We start from the raw sequence: 17,685 nt of genomic DNA, 5'->3' as shown, positions 1-17,685 counted from the left end.
TCGGTGGCCAAGGCAGCGATACCGATTTGCTCCGGATATTCCCTCAGTGGTCGTTCCGGGAGGACGTGTACATCGAACCAGATCCGCACCGCGGAACCGTGGTGCTCCACAGCCGCTGGGAGGACGTGATCCTGCCGTTCCCCGCGCCCAACGTGCTGGAGGCGATGCGCCGGATGAGCCTGGGGCCCATCTCGCTCGACAACGTCATCCGCGAGGAGGCTGAGAGGCGGGAGCTCGACGCGATCCTCGACGGCCTCCAGCACCTCGTGGTGCGCTCCTTCGGCTTCGATCCCGAGCAGCCGCTGTTGTCGGTGGTCCCGCTCGCCCAGCGGGCCCGGTTCCGGCTGCCGGAGACCCCGCTGGTCCACCCGGTCCGCCTGTCCAGGTTCGCGCTGATCAGGACCGACGGGAACAACTACCACGTCGAGTCGCCGCTGTCGCTGCACCGGGTCATCCTGCACCGGCCCGAGGCGATGGCCGACATAGGGCCGCTGATCCGCCCGGTCGTCCCGTCGGCGATCGAGCGGGACTCCCAGCCCGTGATCGCCTACCTGATGGCGGCGGGGATGGTGGTGCAGGCCGTGGAGGGGGACCCCTTCCAGCCGATGGCGTTCGAGGAGGACACCGACCCCGCCCTCGTCGCCTGGACCCCCCTCGACCTCATGTTCCACACCCGCTCCACCCTGGGCAGGCACGACCACGACTTCGGGGCGACGTACCCGATGGGAGACAAGTGGAGCGTCGAGCCCGTCGTGAAGCCGGGGCCCGAGCGGGTGCTCGTCGATCCGGGGGCGGAGCGGGCTCCCGTCGCGCTGCCCCGGCCGAAGTGGGGCGAGCTGCTCGCGGTGGATCCGCCGCTGACCACGGTCGTCGAGGCGAGCCGGCACACCCGCCACTACGCCGAGAGACAGCTGACGGCCGACGAGCTCGGGGAGCTCCTGTACCGGACGGCGAGGGTCCGGTCCCTGGTCGGCTCCCCGGACGAGAGCTCGACGACCTCGACGAGCGATCGCCCCTACCCGAGCAGCGGCAGCTCCTACGAGCTGGAGCTCTACGCCACGGTGGACAGGTGCGCCGACGTCCCCCGGGGCGTCTACCACTACGACCCCCTGCGGCACCGGCTGGAGCCGATCGAGTCCGCCCCGGCGGACGTGGACGAGCTGCTGGAGACGGGCAAGGTGGCGGCGAACCTGAACGCGACGCCGCCCGTCCTGCTCACCATCACCGCGAGGTTCCGCAGGCTGTCGCGGAAGTACAACGGCCTGAGCTACTCGCTGGTGCTCAAGAACGTCGGGGCGCTGACCCAGACGCTCTCCCTGGTCTGTACGGCCATGGGGCTGGCGGCGTGCAGGCTGGACAGCGGCGACATCGAGGTGACGGGACGTGTCTTCGGCCTCGACTGGCGGGTCGAGTCGAGTGTCGGCGGATTCGTCGTCGGTCACCGTCCTGGCCCCGAGCCGAGTCGCTTTTCCGGGCGATATGCGGTGAATGACGCCGAGTGGGCTCTTCGAGCGAGGGCGGCAATCTCGTAAGGTGATTTCCGCTTTTTCGGCGTTTCCCGGATACGCGGGGATGCGCGGCCGGAGTCGCGCGAACACACCGCGTCCCGCCCGCCGGACGCGCGTGAATCATGCCCCGCGACTATGGCACGCGGTTTTTCCACCGCGTACACCTGTGATTCCCCCAGAGCCACGCAAATGGCCCTATCTAAGCTTATTCGCCTGTTATAGATTGTTTTGGGGCGTCGGGCTGACGGGGAAGGACCACCGGTCGGGCTTTGAAGGAGACGGTCGATGACGGTGAACGCCGGCCCTCCGCAGCGCTGGCGCGAATTCGCCAGGTCGCTGCCCGGGGCACGCCGTAGAACCCGCCACGAAGTGGGCGGGCTGGCGGCCCCCAGAATGGCCCGTGCGATCATCGTCGCCGTTCTGTACGGCTACGTGTTCAACGCACTGATGTTCGTATGGGGAACGGGCCTGCCGGGCTCCGCGCTCCTGGGTTTCGCCGCCTGTCTGTTCGTCGCGCTGGTCCTGCAACTCGCGCATTCCACGCAGGGCGCGCTGAGCTGGATCGCGCCGCTCCGGGTCGTCACCCTCTCGATTCAGGCCGTCGTCACTTTCCTGCCTTTCCTCTGGGTCGGCCCGCAGGCGGGATCCATCGCGGGATTCCTCGCCGGATCCATGTTGCTGGTGGTGACGGGACCGGGACGCTGGGGGCTCTTCTTCGCCGTCGCCGCCGCCGTCGGCGCGCTTCTCGCGCTCAGGGAGGAGAACCTGGTGGTGCTGGACGCCGTCTACAGCGTGTACTTCACCTTGCTGACCGGGCTGATGGTGTACGGGGTCAGCTCGCTGGCGTCCCTGGTGAGGGTGCTCTACGCGGCGCGGGGCGAGTTCGCGCGGATGGCGGTGGCGCGGGAGCGGCTGCGGGTGGCGCGGGACCTGCACGACCTGCTGGGCTACAACGTGTCGGCGATGACCCTGAAGAGCGAGCTGGCGTACCGGCTGCTGCCGGGGGCGGCCGACCGGGCCCGGCAGGAGCTCCGGGACGTCCTGGTGGTCGCCCGCCGCGCGCTCGCGGAGGTACGGGTGGTGGCGGGCGGGTATGTCCCCATGTCGCTGGCGGCGGAGGCGGAGTCGGCGGAGTCGATGCTGTCGGTCGCCGAGATACGGGTGAGCGTGGACGTCTCGGGGAGGGGCCTGCCCGAGGCGTTGGACACGGTGCTGGCGATCGTGCTGCGGGAGGCGGTCACCAACGTGCTGCGGCACAGCAAGGCGCAGCGCTGCGACATCGAGGTGGGTGTGGAGGAGGGGTGGGCGCGGCTGCGGGTGGCCAACGACGGGGTCGAGCCGGAGCTGGGGGCGCGCTCGTTCGGGAGCGGTACGGGACTGGGCAACCTCACGGGACGGCTGGAGGCCGCGGGGGGACGGCTGTCGGTCACGGTCGGCGGCGAGTGGTTCCGGCTGACCGCGGAGGTCCCGCTGGGGGCCCCGGTGGTGGCACCGGCCGCGGATGAGGCCGGTGCCACCACCGGGACCTCCAGCGGGTCCGGGGAGGGTGGGGCGTCCGGCGGACCGGGGACGCCGGAGGAGTCCGGGACGCCGGGCTGGCCCGGGGTCCCCTGGACGGTCGGGGTGTCCAGGGAGTCCGGTATATCCGGTATATCCGGGACGTCCAGGGCGTTCAGGACGCCCGGGACGCCCAGGACGTCCAGTGTGTTCGGGGTGTCCAGGACGTCCGGGGTGTCCGGGGTGTCCGGGGTGTCCGGGGTGTCCGGGACGCCGGAGGAGGAGCACGCGCGACCGGACACCTCGGACGACCTGGCGCCGGACGGGGCCGTGACGCGGACCTGGCATCTGCGGGTGGCGCGTTTCATCGCCGTGGTGGTGCTGTCGGGTTACGGCGTCCTCATCGTGGTCAACGTGCTGGGGGAGCGGCCGCACCCGGCCGGGCTGGCCGGATTCGCCGTGTGCGTCGCCGTGCTGGTCGGCGTGCAGATCGTCCACTCCCTGGGGGAGCCCCAGTCGTGGCCGGCGTGGCTCAGGAGGGTGACCCTGGCGGTGCAGGCGGTCGCCACGGTCCTGCCGCTGCTGTGGATCGGCGCGCCGTGGGGTTCGATGGGCGGCTTCCTCGCGGGGGCGGTCCTGCTGGTGGGGGGCCGCTGGCGGTGGGTGCTGTACGCGGCCGTCGGCACGGGGGTGCTGCTGCTGTCCGTGTTCCAGGGCGCCGTGGCGGAGTGGACCGCGTACCTGGTGATCTCCACGCTCCTGACCGGGCTGGTGGTCTTCGGCATCAGCTCGCTGTCGGACCTGGTGGCGCAGGTGGACGGGACGCGCGGGGAACTGGCGCGGATGGCGGTGACCCAGGAGCGGCTGCGGGTGGCGCGGGAGCTGCACGCGCTGCTGGGGCACGAGCTGTCGGTGATGATCGTCAAGAGCGAGCTGGCGTACCGGCTGCTGCCGAGGTCCGCGGAACGGGCGAAGACCGAGGTGGCGGAGGTGCTGGAGATCGCGCGGCGGGCGGTCGCGGACGTCCGGGCGGTGGCCAGCGGGTACCGGCACATGTCGTTCGGCGCGGAGGTGGACTCGTCGGTCTCCACGCTCGCCGCCGCGGGGATCGACGTCGGGGTGGCCGTTCCCGCGGACCTGGCTCTCGGGGAGCTGGACGCGCTGCTCGCGGTCGTGTTGCGTGAGGCGGCCACGAACGTGCTGCGGCACAGCGACGCGCGGTGGTGCCTGATCGAGGCGGTCCTGGACGCGGGCGGGCTGCGGCTGCGCGTGACCAACGACGGGGTGCCGCCGCAGGGGCTTCCGGCCGTACGTGACGATTCAGGGTTGGGGCATCTGGCGGCACGGCTGCGCGCCGTCGGCGGGCGGCTGACGGCCAAGGCCGTCGACGGGGAGTTCCGGTTGGTCGTCACCGCGCCCGACAGCGCCCTCGTTCCCCGCACGCAGGTGCTGGGGGACATGCCGGGAGGCGTACTGGAAGATATGTCTGGCGATATACCAGGGGGAGCCCAGAGAACGGACGTCCGGGGCGGGTGATTCGGCCGGATCGTTTTTCGGCTGACAAAGGCGAGTAAGTTAATGTCAGAATTCTGCGGCATTGCCAAATTCAATTGACTCGGTACTATTCGGATCAAGATCGGTTGGTCCAGTCGGCTTGATCGAACGGTGGCGAGGCGTATGGGGACGAGAATCGCCTCGCAGAGTCGCTTACGGGGCCACTCGCGGGATCGATTACGGGATCGCCCACGGAGCCGTCCGCGAGGCCGGTCACAGGGGTGCTGCCCGCGAGGTCGGTCGCGGGAGTGCCCGCGGGATCGGGAGACCCCGCCGCCTCCGGTCGTCGTTCCTCGCCCTGGAGCCGACGTCCGGACGGGAGCGCCGCTGTGCTGAAGATCCTCCTCGCCGAGGACGTGCCCATGGTGCGCGGGGCGCTGGCCGCCCTGCTCGACATCGAGCCCGACCTGACGGTGGTGGCCCAGGTCGGCAGCGGGGACAGGATCGTGCCCGTCGCGCTCGAGACGCGCCCCGATGTCGCGATCATCGATGTCGACCTGCCCGTGCTCGACGGCCTCTCCGCGGCGGAGGAGTTGCACGCGAAGCTGCCCACGTGCCGGACGCTGATCCTGACCGGCCTGGGACGGCCCGGCACGCTTCGCCGCGCCCTCTCGGTGTCGGTGTCCGGCTTCCTCCTCAAGGACACGCCCTCGGAACGCCTCGCCCAGGCGGTCCGCGAGGTGGCCGCGGGGCGTCGCATCATCGACCCGCAGCTCGCGCTGACCGCGTGGGACGTCGGGGAGAACCCGCTGTCCGGGCGTGAGGTCCAGGTCCTGCGGCTGGCCGCGGGCGGCGCCGAGCCGCCGGAGATCGCGGCCGTCATGCACGTCTCCGTCGGGACGGTGCGCAACTACCTCACGAAGACGGTCACCAAGCTGAACGCCAGGAACCGGGTCGACGCCATCCGCATCGCCACCGAGGCCGGCTGGATCTGACCGGGCGGGCCCTCGCGGTCCCGGCCTCGGTGGCGCGCGGACCCGGGAGTCTTCTCCCGGGCATCGCGCGTCGGCCGCGCGGGGTCCGGGAAGCTCTTCGCGGTCGGCTTCCCGGGCGATCGCGCGTCGGCCGGGCAGTGGCCGAGCAGTGGCCGAGCAGCGGTCCGTGCCGGTTGAGCGCCGGTCACCTGTCGGCCGCGTGCGGGCCGCGTTTCGGCTGATTAGCGGCTGATTAGCGGCAGAACGCCGGCCGGGTCCGGAGCCCCTCCCTGTCCCGCCTTCCCCGCCCCTCGCTCCCCGTCCGGCCTTCGCATCCTGAGAAGAAGGTCTTATCGCGGGCCCGTTGTCGCGGTTTTGTTACCGGCATACCGTAATTGCTGGTAACCAAAAGCATCGCTCGTGAAACGGGACCGCGAGAGGAGGCGACGTGACGACCACGGTCCATCCCGCGTACGCCGGCGGCGGGGAGACAGTGCCGGCGACCCCCGGCCACCGGCCGGTCACGCCCCCCGCCGCTCCGGCCGGGCCCGTGGCCGCGCGGCCGGTGAGCCGGTCGCCGTTCGTCGTCACGTGTCTCCCACTGCCAGGAAAGGATGCCCGCAGATGAGTTCCAACAGGTGGCTGCACTACTTCGAAACGCAGGTCCCCCTCTCCGAGGAGCCGCCGCGGATCGCGGCCAGGCTCGCCGGCTCCGGCCTGCACGCGGCGTACGTCGTGTACGAGAGCGGGGGGAAGTGGTCCTACGCGGGTGGCGCACGGGCCGAGGTCACGCTGGACCGCACCGGCGCCCGGCTGGTCCAGGAGGACGAGGCCGACGTCGTCCTGCCCTGGAGCGACCGGCCCCTGCACCAGGTGGCCCGGCTGCTCGACACCGTGAAGGTCCCCGCCTGGCGGGCCTACGGCTGGGCGGCCTTCGAGCTCTCCTACGCCAAGGAGGGGAAGCTGGACCACGTCGGCGACGGCCGGCTGCTGCACCTCGTGGTGCCGAGGGCCGAGGTCCGCATCGAGGACGGCCACGCCCACCTCCGCGCCGCCGACCAGGAGACGCTGACCGCGCTGCTGGAGACGATCTCCAGCACCGAGGAGACCTCCGAGGGCGCGCCGAAGCCGCTGGACGTGCGCGAGCTCGGCGAGGACGACTACCGGCTCGCGGTGAAGCTCGCGGTCGAGGAGATCAACCAGGGCGACCTGAACAAGGTCATCCTCTCGCGGGTCGTCGACGTCGACGAGGACATCGACCTGATCGCCACCTACCTGGCCGGGCGCCGGGGCAACAACCCCGCGCGGTCGTTCCTGCTCGACCTCGGTGGCGTGGAGGCGGCCGGGTTCAGCCCGGAGATCGTCGTCAAGGTGTCCGCCGACGGTCACGTGGTCAGCCAGCCGCTGGCCGGGACCAGGGCGCTCACCTCGGACCTGCTGGAGAACGAGAGCCTGCGCGCCGACCTCCTGGGGTCCGCCAAGGAGGTCTACGAGCACGCGATCTCGGTGAAGGTCGGCACCGACGAGCTCGTCGACGTCTGCGTTCCCGGCTCGGTCGAGGTGCCGGAGTTCATGGCGATCCGCGAGCGCGGCAGCGTGCAGCATCTCGCCTCCCGGGTGTCCGGCAGGCTCGCCCCCGGCCTCAGGGCGTGGGACGCCTTCGGCGCGGTCTTCCCCGCGGTGACCGCGTCCGGCGTGCCGAAGGAGGCCGCGTACACCACGATCCGCAGGCACGAGCCCGAGTCGCGCGGCCTGTACAGCGGGGCCGTGCTCACCGTCGACCACACCGGCGAGATGGACGCGGCACTCGTACTGCGCAGCGCCTACCGCAAGGACGGCCGCACCTGGCTGCGCGCCGGGGCCGGCATCGTCGGGCAGTCCACTCCCGAGCGGGAGTTCGAGGAGACCTGCGAGAAGCTCGACAGCGTGGCGCGCTACCTGGTTCCCGCGAGCGAGGGGAGCGCGCGATGAGAGTCGACGACGTCTACCTCGCCGGGGTGGGCACCTACCTGCCCCCCGTGGTGACCACCGAGCACGCGGTCCGGGAGTCCTGGTACGACAGGGCCGACCGCGAGGCCTCCGGGATGGAGGCCGTGATGGTCGCCGGAGAGACACCGGCGCCGGAGATGGCGGCCCGCGCGGCCCTGGTCGCGCTGCACCGGTCGGGACACGAGCCGGACGACTTCGGCGCGCTGCTGCACAGCGACAGCTACCACCAGGGACCGGACGGCTGGTCGGCGCCGCACTACGTGCTGCGCAGGACGCTGGCCAGGCCGATCACCGCCCTTGAGGTCCGGCTGGGCTGCCTCGGCATGATCGCGAGCCTGGAGATGGCCGCGCACCGGCTGATCGCCGATCGCGGGAAGGACGCCGTGCTGCTGACCGCCGGGGACAACTTCTCCGCCCCGCTGGTGGACCGGTGGCGGGCCTCCCGGATGTTCCTGCTCGCGGACGGCGGCGCCGCCGCGGTGGTGTCGCGGCGCGGCGGCTTCGCCCGGGTACTCGCCTTCGGGACGGTGTCCAACCCCGGGATGGAGGAGCTGCACCGCGGCGGGGAGGTGCTCTTCCCGCCCGGCATCACCGTCGGCCGCTCGCTGAACTTCGAGGAGCGCAGCGACTACTGGCGCCGGCAGTGGGCGGAGGGCAACGCGCCCCCGATGGGGCACTTCGGCGAGTGCGTCGCCGAGGCGGCCGAGCGGACGCTGGCCGAGGCGGGGATCTCCATGGAGAAGGTCACCCGCGTCTGCCACACCGGCTTCGCACGGGGCTCCCTGGAGGCGATGTTCCTCGATCCCCTGGAGATCGACGCGGACCGGGGCCTGTGGGACTTCACCCGGGGGGTCGGGCACGCCGGCGCCGCCGACCCGTTCATCGGCCTGGAGCACCTGTGGACGAGCGGGCAGGTCGCCCCCGGCGATCACGTGCTGCTCATCGGCAGCGCGCCGGGCATGGAGGCGGGCTGCGCGGTCGTGGAGATCGTCGCCCCGTACGAGCCCGGGAGCCACGGGCGCGGGAGCCACGAGTCCGAGAGCCACGAGTCCGAGGGGCGCGAGTCCGAGGGGCGCGAACTCAGGAGTCACGAATTCCAGAACGAGAACCACGAGCCCGGGAACCACGAGCCGGAGAACGGAGGCCGGTAGAGATGCTTGACGGATGCACGCCATGGCCGGAGGAGTTCGCCGCCCGTTACCGGCGCGAGGGACTCTGGCGCGGGGAGTGCCTCGGCGACCTCCCGCGGACCTGGGCCCGCGCGTTCGGAGACGGTACGGCACTCGTCGGCGGGGAGCTGCGGCTGTCCTACCGCGACCTGGAGAACCGGGTCGCCCGGATGGCGGCGGGGTTCCACCGGCTCGGGATCGAGCCCGGCGACCGGATCGTCCTGCAGCTGCCCAACGTCCCCGAGTTCGTCGTCGTGGCCTTCGCGCTCTTCAGGGTGGGCGCCAAACCGGTGTTCTCCCTGGCCTCGCACCGGGCCAACGAGATCAGGCACCTGTGCGAGCTGTCCGGCGCGTCCGGATACGTCGTCCCCGGCGTCCATCGCGGGTTCGACCACACCGCGCTCGCCCTGCGGATGGCCGAGGAGGTGCCGAGCCTGCGCCGGATCTTCGTCCTGGACGAGGAGACGGGTGAGGAGACCGGTGAGGGGACGGGTGAGGAGCGCGACACGGTGGTCCCGCTCTCACAGGTGGACGCCGATCCGGTCCCGCTCCCCGCGAGCGACCCGTCGGACGTGGCGTTCTTCCTGCTCTCCGGCGGGACCACCGCGCTGCCCAAGCTGATCCCGCGCACGCACGACGACTACGCCTATCAGACCAGGGCGGTGGCCGAACTCTGCGAGCTCGGCGCGGACGACGTCTACCTGGCGGCGCTTCCGGTGGAGTTCAACTTCACCTGGGGCTGCCCGGGGGTCGTCGGCACGCTCGGCTCCGGCGGCACGGTCGTGCTCGCCGAGAGCCCGGTCGCGGAGGACTGCTTCCACGCGATCGAGCGGGAGCGGGTCACCGTCACCTCGGTCGTCCCCACCGTGGCGCAGCTCTGGCTGGAGGAGGCGGAGTGGGCCGAGGCGGACCTGTCCAGCCTGCGCGTGCTGCAGATCGGCGGGGCGAGGCTCCAGCCGGAGCTGGCCGCGCGGATCGAGCCCGAGCTGGGCTGCCGTCTGCAGCAGGTGTTCGGCATGGCCGAGGGGATGCTCTCCATGTCGAGGAAGGGCGACGATCCCGAGTCCGTCGTGAACACCCAGGGACGGCCGATCTCACCGGCCGACGAGGTGCGGATCGTCGACGAGCGGGACGCCGAGGTGCCCGCGGGCGTCACCGGCGAGCTGCTCACCCGGGGCCCGTACACCCTGCGCGGCTACTACCGCGCCGAGGAGCACAACCGGCGGGCCTTCACCGAGGACGGCTTCTACCGCACCGGTGACCTGGCACGGCTGACCGCCGAGGGGAACCTGGTCATCGAGGGGCGGCTGAAGGACGTGGTGATCCGCGGCGGAGACAAGATCGCGGCCGGGGAGGTGGAGGGCCACCTGCTCACCCATCCCTCGGTCGCCAGGGCGGCGGTCGTGCCGGTCCCCGACGAGTTCCTCGGCGAGCGGATCTACGCGTTCATCGTCCACCGGGACGGGCGAGACGAGCGAGACGGGCGAGATGAGCAGGGCGCACAGGACGAGCGGGACGAGCGGGACGAGCGGAGCGAGAAGCCGGCGCTGGCCGAGCTGAAGCGGGCGCTGCACGAGCGCGGGCTGGCCGAGTTCAAGCTGCCGGACCGCGTGGAGTTCGTCGACGACTTCCCGCTGACCCCGCTCGGCAAGATCGACAAGAAGGTCCTCGCCGCCGCGGCGAAGGACCCGGCCCTGTCCCGCCGGTGGACGTCCGCGGAATCCACTCCCGGACGCCAGGACCCGGCCCTGTCCCGTCATCGGGCGCCCGCGAAATCCACTCCCTGACGCCAGGAAAGGCGAACCAGACATGCGACGCGAAATCTCAGCACCGCCCACGGCCGACGACCTGCGGCAGGCCGTCGCGACGATCATCGGCACCGAGCCCGGTGAGATCACCGGCGACGCCAACCTCGTCTTCCTCGGGCTCGGATCCCTGGAGATGATGCGGCTCGTCACCCGATGGCGCCGGCAGGGCATCGCCGTGGAGTTCGGCGAGCTCGCCGCCGAGCCGACCGTCGAGGCGTGGCAGCGGCACCTGCGCGCGGCCTGGGAGGCCCGCCAGGTGAAATCGGGGGAGGCCGTCGGATGAGCGCGCTGCTGATCCGGGGCGGCTGCCTCTACCCGGCCGACGCCGGGGCGCGGGTCGTCCCCGACGGCTCCGTGCTCGTCGAGGGCGAACGGATCGTCGCCGCCGGGACCACCGAGGAGATCGAGGCCGCCCTGGAGCCCCGGCAGCGCGAGAGCCTGCGCACGATCGACGCCCGAGGCAAGATGATCCTGCCCGGCTTCGTCAACGCGCACTGGCACGACCTGTTCGCCATGCGGTTCCCCTTCAAGGGGGCGCTGCGGCCCGCCGCCGACCGCGACGACAAGCCCGCGTTCATGGCGCTGGGCGGCGACCTCCAGCAGATCTCGGTGGTCTTCGACTCCTTCCACGACCAGATCGACCGGCTCACCCCGGACGAGGCCGAGGCCATCGCCCGCTACTCGATGTGGACCCAGCTGCGCTCCGGCACGACCACCCTCGGGGACGTGGGCTCGTTCAACCGGCCCGAGGCGCTGGTCTCGGCCGCCCGCCACCTCGGCATGCGGTGCGTGGTCAGCACCTGGGCGAGCGACGCGGTCTGCGCCCCCGGCGAGTCGCGGTTCCGCAGGACCCGCGACGCCGACGTGGTGCTGCGGCGGATCGAGGACCTGCTGCGCGACTGCGCGAAAGACCCCGGCGGGCTGGTGCGGGCGCGGCCGACCTCGGTCTACGGGGTCAACATGACCGACGAGCTCGGCGCGGGTTTCGCCGAACTCGTCGCCAGGTACGACGTGCCGTTCGCCACACACGTCGGCGCGCTGCGCAACGAGGCCGAGGTGACGCGCGGCTACTACGGCACGACCCCGGTACGCAGGTTCGCCGAGCTCGGCCTGCTCTCCAGCAGGTTCATGGCGGTGCACTGCGCGTTCGCCGACGACGAGGAGCGCGAGATGCTCGTCGCGGCGAACGCGCACATCAGCCACTCGCCGGCGAAGTACGGCCCGGCCGGGGAGTCCTCGCTGACCGAGACCCGGGCGATACCGGAGTTCCGGCGCGCCGGGCTCGACGTCTCGCTGTCCACCGACGGCGCCGCGCTGCCCATCGGCGGCATGGCCGAGGCGATGCGGGTCACCTGGCAGATCTACAACGAGATGTACGCCGACCCGACCGAGGTGCTGCCGACCGACGCGCTGGCGATGGCCACCCGGCTCCCGGCCCGGGGGCTGGACTGGGCCGGGGAGATCGGCAGCATCGAGGCGGGCAAGCAGGCGGACCTGCTGCTGATCCCCGCCGACGACTGGCGCTACCTGCTCAACCCGCGCCCGCTGGAGAGCTTCCTCGCGCTCGGCGGCTCGACGGACGTGGACACCGTGATCGTCGCGGGCCGGACGCTGGTGGAGGGCGGCAGGGCCACCGGTCTCGACGAGGACGAACTCGAAGCCGACTACATCGAGGCGCTCGGCACCTTCTCGGTGCGCTGCCTCGGTGTCGATCCCGAGCTGGTCGCCACGCTGACCCGTGCGGCACGCCGATGAGGAGGTATCACCGATGCATGACGGAACGGCCCTGGTCACCGGGGCGGCAGGCGGTATCGGCGAGGCGGTGGTGCGGGCGCTGGCCGCCGAGGGCGTCGCCGTCGCGGCCGTGGACGCGAACGCGGAGGCACTGAACCAGCTCGTCAAGGAACTCTCCGAGGCCGGGCACCGCGTCCGGGGATTCGTCGTGGACGTGACCTCCAGCGCCGAGGTGGACCGCGCGGTGGAGCGGGCGGAACGCGAGCTGGGGCCGATCCGCTACCTGGTCAACGCCGCCGGGGTGCTGCGCGTCGGCACGGGAGCCTCGCTCACCGACGCCGACTGGGACACCACGTTCGCGGTCAACGCGACCGGCGTGTTCCACGTCAGCAGGGCGGTGGCCAACCGGATGATCCCCCGCGGATGCGGGGCGATCGTCACGCTGGCCTCCAACGCGGCCAGGACCCCGCGCTGGAACATGGCGGCCTACGCGGCGTCCAAGGCCGCGGCGAGCAGCTTCACCAAGTGCCTGGGGCTGGAGCTCGCCCAGCACGGCATCCGGTGCAACGTGGTCGCCCCCGGCTCCACCGACACGCCGATGCTGACCTCGCTGTGGGAGGGAGGCGACGCGCTGCGGGTCTCCATCGAGGGCGCGCCGGAGACCTTCCGGGTCGGCATCCCGATGGGGCGGCTGGCGCGGCCCGCCGACGTCGCCGACGCGGTGATGTTCCTGCTCTCCGACCGCGCCGCGCACATCACCCTGCAGGACCTCACGGTCGACGGCGGCGCCGCCCTGGGCAACTGAGCACGCCCCGGCCGGGACTGGACGACCGGTCATGAGCGACACCGAAAGCGACACCGAAAGCGACCACGGAAACGACACCAGGACGGGCCGGAACCGGAACCGGGCCCTGCCGAAAGCCCAGAAGCCCAGAAGCCCAGAAGTCCGAAACAGCGGAAGCCCGAGAGCCCGAGAGCGACACCAGGAGCGGCCGAGCGGAAGCCCGGAAGCCCGAGAGCGACACCAGGAGCGGCCGAGCCCCAGAGCCCGGAACTTCACGAAGAGCGGAGGCACACCATGGCGATCCCGGCGATCGATTCCTATCCCATGCCGACCGAAGACGAGCTGCCCGAGAACATCGCGCGCTGGACCATCGATCCCGATCGCGCGGTGCTGCTCGTCCATGACATGCAGAACTACTTCCTGAGCCCGTTCCCGCACGGGGAGGCTCCCACGACCGACCTGGTGGAGAACGTCGCGACCCTGCGGGCCCGCTTCGCCACGCTCGGCGCGCCGGTCGTCTACACCGCCCAGCCCGGCGGGATGACCGACGAGCAGCGCGGCCTGCTCAAGGACTTCTGGGGCGCGGGGATGAGCGCCGCCCCGGAACACCGGATGATCATCGACCGGCTGGCCCCGTTCGGCCCCGACGTCGTGTTCACCAAGTGGCGGCCCAGCGCGTTCTGCCGTACCGGCCTGCTCGACCTGTTGCGCGAGAGGGGGCGCGACCAGCTGGTGATCTGCGGGGTGTACGCCCACGTCGGGATCCTGATGACCGCGCACGAGGGGTTCTCCCAGGACATCCAGACGTTCGTGGTGGCGGACGCGGTGGCCGACTTCTCGCGGGAGTACCACCGGCAGGCGCTGGACTACGCGGCGTCGAGGTGCTCGGTGACCCTGTCCACCCGGTCCGCCCTGGCGATGCTGAACGGGGCGGTCGCGGACAGGGGAGCACCGGACGAGGTGGCCCTGAACACGGAGGTCCCGAACGCGGCGGTCCTGGACGAGGCGGTCCTGGAAGGAGCGAGACGATGACGGCGACGAAGACAGGACCGACGAAGGGACCGACGAGCGGGCCGGTGCATGGACCGGTGACCGACGCGAGCCTGCTCGACCGGATCCTCGGTCCGGAGGCGCCCCCGTTCGCGCTGCTGCACCGTCCGGGCTCGACCGGGGCGGACCGGCTCGACCTGCTCGTCGGGGAGACCACCGAGGTCGGCCGCATCGCGGACATCCCGCTGCCATCCGATGACGACGCCGCCGAGGGGGCCGGTGCCCGGCACGAGGTGCTCGCGCTGCTGCCGTACCGCCAGATCGGCGAGCGCGGGTACGCCTTCCCCGACGACGAGGCCCCGCTGCTCGCGATGACCGTCGTCGACCAGGCCGTACTGCGGATGAGCGAGGTCCTCGACCGGCTCCCCGACGGGCCGATCGAGCTGGGCGAGGGGGCCTTCGACTCCGACGACGAGGAGTACGCGGCCACCGTGCGCCGGGTGCTCTCCGAGGAGATCGGCCGGGGAACGGGCGCGAACTTCGTCATCAAGCGGTCGTTCTCCGCCGAGATCACCAACTGGTCGACCCGTACGGCGCTGGTGTTCTTCCGGCGGCTGCTCGGCAGGGATCCCGGCTGCCACTGGACCTTCGTGATCCACACCGGCGGGCGAACCTTCGTCGGCGCCTCGCCCGAGCGGCACATCAGCCTCGACGCGGGCACCGTGGTGATGAATCCGATCAGCGGCACCTACCGGTACCCGGCGGACGGGCCCGAGGTGTGCGGGGTGCTCGGCTTCCTGTCCGACAGCAAGGAGGCGAACGAGCTCTACATGGTGCTCGACGAGGAACTGAAGATGATGGGCCGGGTGTGCGACCTCGGTGGCCGCACGGTGGGGCCGTACCTCAAGCAGATGGCGCGCCTGGCGCACACCGAGTACCTGATCGAGGGGCGCAGCTCGCTGGACGTGCGCGACATCCTGCGGGAGACCATGTTCGCGCCCACGGTCACCGGCGGCCCGCTGGAGAGCGCGTGCCGGGTGATCAGCCGCTACGAGCCGGAGGGCCGGGACTACTACGCGGGCATGGTCGCGCTGATCGGCCGGGACGAGGAGGGCGGCCGGGCGCTGGACTCCGCGATCGTCATCCGTACCGCCGACATCGACGCGACGGGCCGGATGCGGATCGCCGTCGGCGCCACGCTGGTCCGCGACTCCGACCCCGCCTCCGAGGCGGAGGAGACCCGGACGAAGGCCGCCGGGCTGCTGGAGGCGCTGCGCCACGCGCCGGGAGACGGCGCCGACGCTCCGGCCGAGCCGGAGGACATGGGCACCGACCCGCGGATACGGCGGGCGTTGATCGAGCGGAACGCGCCGCTCGCCGGGTTCTGGTTCGAGGGCCCGGACAGCCGGAGGCACCTCGTGCCCAGGCTGGTCGGCCGCAGGGTGCTGGTGATCGACGCCGAGGACACCTTCACCGCGATGGCCAGGCACCAGCTCGCCGCGCTGGGATGCGAGGTCGGCGTGCGCCGGTTCGACGAGGACTATCGGCTGGAGGAGCACGACCTGGTCATCGTCGGCCCGGGGCCCGGGGACCCGAGGGACCACGACGATTTCAAGATCGCCCATCTCAGGGACGCGACGCGGCGCCTGCTGGAGCTGGGCATTCCCTTCCTCTCGGTCTGCCTCGGCCACCAGGTGCTCAGCACGCTGCTGGGGTTGGAGATCAGCCGTAACCCGTTCCCCAACCAGGGCGTGCAGCGGAAGATCGACTTCTTGGGACGGACGGAGCTGGTCGGCTTCTACAACACCTTCGCCGCCCGCAGCGCCGCCGACCGGTTCCCCTGCCCGCAGCGTGAGGGCATGGTCGAGGTGTTCAGGGAGGCGTCGAGCGGCGAGGTCCACGCGCTGCGCGGCCCCGGTTTCGTCTCGGTGCAGTTCCACCCCGCGTCGGTGCTGACCCGCAACGGTGTGGAGATCCTCGGCGAGGTCCTCAACGACCTGCTGGTACACGCCGACAACCCCGTCCCGTCCGAGGCCGGGCTCTCCCGGTGAGGGGAAACGACGAGACGGGGCACCGTTCGGCGGACGCTCAGGGGCGGGGGAGGGCCTCGATGGTCTCCATGTGGATCTCGCCCCACTCGCCGAGCGGGATGAGCGCGGTGTTGAGCGAGTGGCCGAACTCGGTCAGCGAGTACTCAACCTTCGGCGGGACCTGGTGATAGACCTCGCGGTGCACGAGGCCGTACGACTCCATCTCCCGCAGCTGCTGGATGAGCATCTTCTCGCTGATGCCCGACACCCTCCGGTTCAGCTCCCCGAACCGGAGGGCCCCGTAGTGGAGCGCCCACAGGATCAGCGCCTTCCACTTGCCGCCCACGACGTCGACGGCGGCGTCGAGCCCGCACGAGTAGGTCTGTTTCTTCATCCCGCTCCTCATGCTTACAAAAAGGTTAGTACCTGACAAAATAGTAGGTACTTGAGGAAATTTCAGCGGCACGCCAGCATCGAAACGTCCCAGCCGGGGTCACGAAGGGATCCGGGACTGGGACCTTCTTATGCCGACACCGCATGAAATAGGGGGACAAATGAATACCGACGATCGTCCACCGGTGACAGTCATCGGCCTGGGGGCGATGGGAAAGGCACTGGCCGGGGCGTTCCTGGACAACGGCCATCCCACGACCGTGTGGAACCGTACCGCGGGGAGGGGCGGGGAGCTCACCGCGCGGGGCGCGACCGAGGCGGCCACCGCCGCGGAGGCGATCGCCGCGAGCCCGGTCGTCGTGGTCTGCGTGCTGGACTACGACGCGGTGCGCGAGGTCCTCGGCGCACCCGGCCCCTCGGGCCTTGAGGACGTCCTCGACACGCCCGGGACCCCCGACGACTCCCGCACCCCCGACACCCTCGGGACCTTTGACGGCGGCTCCCGCACCCCCGGCACCCTCGAAGCCCCGGACGGCTCCCGTACTCCCGGCACCCCCGGCCCCCTCGACGGCTCCCGCGCCGTGTCCGGCCTCCTGGCGGGCCGGACCCTGGTGAACCTCACCAACGGCACGCCCCGCCAGGCGCGCGAGCTGGCCCGCTGGGCGTCCGAGCGGGGAGCGGACTATCTGGACGGCGGCATCATGGCGGTCCCCCCGATGATCGGGACCCCCGGATCCCTCGTCCTCTGCAGCGGATCGCCCGAGGCGTTCACCGCTCACGAGGGGACCCTGTCGGCGCTGGGCGCCGTCGACTACCTGGGCGAGGACGCGGGCCGGGCCGCCCTGTACGACATCGCGCTGCTCAGCGCGATGTACGGGATGTTCGGCGGCTTCCTCCAGGCCGTCGCCCTGACCGGTTCCGAGAGGATCCCGGCGACGGAGTTCACGCCGCTGGTGGTCGCGTGGCTCAACGCCATGCTCACCAGTCTTCCCGCGATGGCGAAGGCGTACGACGCGAACGACCACTCCGCCACCGCCTCGAACCTGGGGATGCAGGCGAAGGGCTTCGTCAACCTGCTGGAGACCGGCAGGGACCAGGGCGTCCGCACCGAACTGCTGGAGCCCATGGGGGCGCTGCTCGATCGGGGGGTCGCCGCGAACCGGGGCGGCGACGACCTCTCGGCCCTGATCGACCTGCTCCGCACGAACCCCGCGAGGGGCGCGGACCCCACGAGGGCCACGGACGATCCCACGAGGGCCGTGGATCCCGCGAAAGTCACGGACGCCGCATCGTACGACCTCGGATCGGAGTAGGA

Annotated in this window: 13 protein-coding genes; 12 read left to right on the top strand and 1 reads right to left on the bottom strand. The window is 71.5% G+C overall.

What is annotated here, in order from left to right; translation table 11 throughout:
• The first annotated feature begins 65 nt into the window (after window positions 1–65).
• The 11 genes from ACFFRH_RS10340 (at window position 66) to ACFFRH_RS10290 (ending at window position 15,998) form a co-directional block, all read left to right on the top strand.
• Window positions 66–1,532, top strand: a complete 1,467-nt coding sequence (locus tag ACFFRH_RS10340; protein ID WP_344745382.1) for a SagB/ThcOx family dehydrogenase — start codon at window positions 66–68, stop codon at window positions 1,530–1,532.
• A gap of 261 nt (window positions 1,533–1,793) precedes the next feature.
• Complete coding sequence (locus tag ACFFRH_RS10335; RefSeq protein WP_344745383.1) at window positions 1,794–4,541, top strand: sensor histidine kinase; 2,748 nt, start codon at window positions 1,794–1,796, stop codon at window positions 4,539–4,541.
• Between the two features lie 347 nt (window positions 4,542–4,888).
• Window positions 4,889–5,494 (top strand): response regulator transcription factor, encoded by a 606-nt coding sequence (locus tag ACFFRH_RS10330; protein ID WP_344745384.1) that lies wholly within the window; start codon window positions 4,889–4,891, stop codon window positions 5,492–5,494.
• 603 nt (window positions 5,495–6,097) lie between these two features.
• Window positions 6,098–7,444 (top strand): salicylate synthase, encoded by a 1,347-nt coding sequence (locus ACFFRH_RS10325; protein ID WP_344745385.1) that lies wholly within the window; start codon window positions 6,098–6,100, stop codon window positions 7,442–7,444.
• The gene (locus ACFFRH_RS10320) at window positions 7,441–8,613 is read left to right on the top strand and encodes a ketoacyl-ACP synthase III family protein (RefSeq protein ID WP_386155887.1); all 1,173 of its coding nucleotides are present in this window, start codon (window positions 7,441–7,443) and stop codon (window positions 8,611–8,613) included. Before ACFFRH_RS10325 ends, ACFFRH_RS10320 begins: the two co-directional genes overlap by 4 nt.
• A 2-nt stretch (window positions 8,614–8,615) precedes the next feature.
• A complete protein-coding gene (locus ACFFRH_RS10315) occupies window positions 8,616–10,418 on the top strand; it encodes a (2,3-dihydroxybenzoyl)adenylate synthase (protein ID WP_386155885.1) in 1,803 nt (600 codons plus the stop codon).
• A gap of 22 nt (window positions 10,419–10,440) precedes the next feature.
• Entirely contained in the window at window positions 10,441–10,722 is a 282-nt protein-coding gene (locus tag ACFFRH_RS10310; RefSeq protein ID WP_344745389.1) for a phosphopantetheine-binding protein, read from the top strand.
• The gene (locus ACFFRH_RS10305) at window positions 10,719–12,194 is read left to right on the top strand and encodes an amidohydrolase family protein (RefSeq protein WP_386155883.1); all 1,476 of its coding nucleotides are present in this window, start codon (window positions 10,719–10,721) and stop codon (window positions 12,192–12,194) included. Before ACFFRH_RS10310 ends, ACFFRH_RS10305 begins: the two co-directional genes overlap by 4 nt.
• Window positions 12,195–12,207: 13 nt before the next feature.
• A complete protein-coding gene (locus ACFFRH_RS10300) occupies window positions 12,208–12,978 on the top strand; it encodes a 2,3-dihydro-2,3-dihydroxybenzoate dehydrogenase (RefSeq protein ID WP_344745395.1) in 771 nt (256 codons plus the stop codon).
• 303 nt (window positions 12,979–13,281) lie between these two features.
• Entirely contained in the window at window positions 13,282–13,989 is a 708-nt protein-coding gene (locus tag ACFFRH_RS10295; protein WP_344745396.1) for an isochorismatase family protein, read from the top strand.
• Window positions 13,986–15,998 carry an anthranilate synthase family protein gene (locus ACFFRH_RS10290; RefSeq protein WP_386155880.1) on the top strand — a complete coding sequence of 671 codons (2,013 nt, stop codon included), beginning with the start codon at window positions 13,986–13,988 and terminating at the stop codon, window positions 15,996–15,998. Before ACFFRH_RS10295 ends, ACFFRH_RS10290 begins: the two co-directional genes overlap by 4 nt.
• 37 nt (window positions 15,999–16,035) lie before the next feature.
• Here the strand turns inward: ACFFRH_RS10290 and ACFFRH_RS10285 are convergent, their stop codons facing one another.
• Window positions 16,036–16,371, bottom strand: coding sequence for a winged helix-turn-helix transcriptional regulator (locus ACFFRH_RS10285; RefSeq protein ID WP_344745397.1), 336 nt, complete (start codon window positions 16,369–16,371; stop codon window positions 16,036–16,038).
• Window positions 16,372–16,555: 184 nt separating this feature from the next.
• On the opposite strand from ACFFRH_RS10285, the gene ACFFRH_RS10280 reads away from it, so the two are divergent.
• Window positions 16,556–17,683, top strand: coding sequence for an NAD(P)-dependent oxidoreductase (locus ACFFRH_RS10280; protein ID WP_344745398.1), 1,128 nt, complete (start codon window positions 16,556–16,558; stop codon window positions 17,681–17,683).
• The last annotated feature ends 2 nt before the right edge of the window (window positions 17,684–17,685 follow it).

Source organism: Streptosporangium vulgare, assembly GCF_042428775.1.
Classification (GTDB): Bacteria; Actinomycetota; Actinomycetes; order Streptosporangiales; family Streptosporangiaceae; genus Streptosporangium; species Streptosporangium vulgare.
This window is presented reverse-complemented; position numbering and strand designations above follow the sequence as displayed.